The organism is Aquabacterium sp. (assembly GCF_004297345.1).
In the GTDB taxonomy this organism is placed as follows: domain Bacteria; phylum Pseudomonadota; class Gammaproteobacteria; order Burkholderiales; family Burkholderiaceae_C; genus Aquabacterium.
In genome coordinates, this window is record NZ_SCTN01000107.1 from 1 (window position 1) to 2,357 (window position 2,357).

Genomic DNA, 2,357 nt, shown 5'->3' on the forward strand with positions numbered 1-2,357 from the left:
TATCCGGACACCTGCCGGCGTATCCCCCGGAAATGGGCGTATTCGGCCTGTCAGTTTTCCCGCTCCCGGAAAAGCGCCGAGTCTGCGTATAATCCGCTTTTGCGTCTGGAGCCCTGTTCATGCGCCTGCTTGGTAAAGCCCTCACGTTTGATGACGTGTTGTTGGTGCCCGCGTACTCTCAAGTGTTGCCCCGCGACACTTCGCTGGCCACCCGTCTGTCCCGTAATATTCAACTGAACCTGCCCTTGGTGTCTGCCGCCATGGACACGGTGACGGAAGCCCGCCTGGCGATCGCGATCGCCCAGGAAGGTGGTATCGGGATCGTTCACAAAAACCTTTCGGCCAAGCAACAGGCCGCCGAAGTCGCACGCGTCAAGCGTTACGAATCCGGCGTGTTGCGCGATCCGATCACGATTTCCTCGGGCGTCAAAGTCCGTGATGTGATCGAGCTGTCGCGTCAGCATGGCATCTCCGGTTTCCCGGTCGTGGACGAAGGCAAGGTGGTCGGCATCGTGACCGGCCGTGACCTGCGCTTCGAAACCCGCACGGACATCGCGGTGCGCGACATCATGACGCCACGTGAGCGCCTGATCACCGTCAAGGACGGCGCCAGCCAGAACGAAGCCAAGGCCTTGATGCACAAGCACAAGCTCGAGCGCGTGCTGATGGTGACCGATGCCTGGGAACTGCGTGGCGTGTTCACCGTCAAGGACATCACCAAGCAAAACAGTTTCCCCAATGCCGCACGCGATGCGCATGGCAAGCTGCGCGTCGGCGCCGCCGTGGGCGTGGGCGAGGGCACCGAAGAGCGCGTCGAGTTGCTGGTCAAGGCCGGCGTGGACGCACTGGTGGTCGACACCGCCCACGGCCACAGCCACGGCGTGATCGAGCGCGTGCGCTGGGTCAAGAAGAACTTCCCGCAAGTGGACGTGATCGGTGGCAACATCGCCACCGGTGCGGCAGCGCTGGCGCTGGTGGAAGCCGGTGCGGACGGCGTCAAGGTCGGTATTGGTCCTGGCTCCATTTGCACGACCCGTATCGTGGCCGGTGTGGGCGTGCCCCAGATCATGGCCATCGACAACGTCGCTACCGCTCTGCAAGGCACAGGCGTGCCCTTGATCGCCGACGGCGGCGTGCGCTACTCGGGTGATATCGCCAAGGCCATCGCCGCTGGTGCCAGCACCGTGATGATGGGCGGCATGTTCGCCGGTACCGAGGAAGCCCCTGGCGAAGTCATTCTGTTCCAGGGCCGCAGCTACAAGAGCTACCGCGGCATGGGCTCGATCGGCGCCATGAAGGACGGCTCCGCTGACCGCTACTTCCAGGAAAACGACGAAACGACCAACCCGAACGCTGACAAGCTCGTGCCGGAAGGTATCGAAGGTCGCGTGCCTTACAAGGGCTCGGTCGTCACGATTCTGTACCAGATGGCCGGCGGCCTGCGTGCCTCCATGGGCTATTGCGGTTGCGGCACCATCGAAGAGATGAAGAACCGTGCCGAGTTCGTCGAGATCACCTCGGCGGGCATCCGCGAAAGCCACGTCCATGACGTGCAAATCACCAAGGAAGCACCCAACTACCGCATGGAGTGAGTAGTTGATGTAATGGTGCAGGCCCTTGGTGGCCGCCTCACCGAACCACCACAGGATTGCGATGGGTTCTCAAAGCGGCCGCCAGGCGGCCATGCCTTTCATCATGGTGACGGTGCTGCTCGACATGATGTCGATCGGCATCATCGCGCCCGTGCTGCCCAAGCTTATCGGGACCTTCATGGACTCGGGGGCGGGCACTTCCATCGGTTATGGCGCGGCTCAGGCCGCGTTTGCCATTGCGCAGTTCTTCAGTGCGCCCGTGCTGGGTGCTCTGTCAGACAAGTATGGGCGCCGCCCTGTTCTCTTGCTTGGCCTGCTCGGCATGGGTGTCAACTTCTTCGTCACGGCGCTGGCTACCCAGTTCTGGATGTTGTTGGCCGTGCGTGTGATGGGTGGGGCCGTGTGCGCCAACATCGCCGTGGCCAATGCCTACGTGGCGGACATCACGCAGCCGAAAGACCGCGCCAAGAACTACGGGATGTTGGGCGCCATGTTCGGCCTGGGCTTCATCCTGGGGCCGGTGATGGGCGGTTTGCTGGGCGACAAGAACGTGCACTGGCCTTTCTTCCTGTCTGGGGCGCTGTGCTTGCTCAATTGCGTGTATGGCTACTTCGTGTTGCCGGAATCGCTGGCCTTGGATAAGCGCCGTGAGTTCCATCTCGTCCGAGTGAATCCGTTCAGTTCCTTGGCTCGCCTGCGTGAACTCAAGGGTGTTGAGACGCTGATGTGGGTGATGGGCTTGTCGATCCTGGCGCAGTTCTGCCT

General features: G+C 62.1%; 2 protein-coding genes. Both read left to right on the forward strand.

Features of this window, described 5'->3' with window-relative positions:
• The first annotated feature begins 119 nt into the window (after nt 1-119).
• The gene (gene guaB / locus EPO09_RS03205; protein ID WP_290640076.1) at nt 120-1,592 is read left to right on the forward strand and encodes an IMP dehydrogenase; all 1,473 of its coding nucleotides are present in this window, start codon (nt 120-122) and stop codon (nt 1,590-1,592) included.
• Nucleotides 1,593-1,653: 61 nt separating this feature from the next.
• The coding region (locus tag EPO09_RS03210) for an MFS transporter (protein ID WP_290640079.1) at nt 1,654-2,357 on the forward strand (704 nt) is incomplete at its 3' end.

Bases quoted from the DNA above. Each gene is read 5' to 3' on its own strand.
- guaB (WP_290640076.1), top strand. From the start codon at position 120: ATGCGCCTGCTTGGTAAAGCCCTCACGTTTGATGACGTGTTGTTGGTG.